This is a genomic window from Winogradskyella rapida (assembly GCF_042675845.1).
Classification (GTDB): domain Bacteria; phylum Bacteroidota; class Bacteroidia; order Flavobacteriales; family Flavobacteriaceae; genus Winogradskyella; species Winogradskyella rapida.
This window is the reverse complement of sequence record NZ_JBHTKM010000030.1, coordinates 1-568: the sequence shown is the minus strand read 5'-3', so window position 1 is coordinate 568 and position 568 is coordinate 1. Positions and strand designations below refer to the sequence as shown.

1 protein-coding gene is annotated in these 568 nt (G+C 31.0%); it reads left to right on the top strand.

The features are described from left to right. Nucleotides 1-344: hypothetical protein (locus ACFQ13_RS05985; protein ID WP_386115177.1), on the top strand; the 344-nt coding region annotated here is incomplete at its 5' end. Nucleotides 345-568: the final 224 nt, after the last annotated feature.

The following is a 568-nucleotide window of genomic DNA, read 5'->3' as shown; positions in this document are numbered from 1 at the left end:
GGAAAAATAAAAATGGGAATATTGTACTGGTTGGCGAATTTCCAACAAGCGAAAGCGGAGATTGGTATATTGAATATTTACACTATTTCGACAAAAAAGAGAAACCTTTTGCGTTTCAAAGAAATACAAATTTCTTTAACAGTATGTGTACTGACGGAGTTGCTTATGAAAAAATCACTGAATATTATAATTCTGATTTCAATAGAATCGAGCGGAATTATTCTCTGACCGATAAAAATAAAAAGGAATTAAAAAAGGATGATTGTGTTATGTATTATGATTATCCATTTGAGGTTTCTGATAATCTAAAAATGTATCTGAAAAAAATAAAGTTCGGTGGCTAACACCGTGTATAATTTATTGCTTGTGACCTGCCTACGTGGAAATTCCTGCGGAATTTCCTCACGTTCGGTTCATTTTTGCTAACTTAGTTGCTTAACCACGCAACTAACCATACACAAACACGTTGGCAGTCATTTAACGCAACCAAACGGACAAAAGACCATTTACTAAAAAAAATATTATGAAATATTATATTTTAACTTTATTAATTGGAATTATATTAATT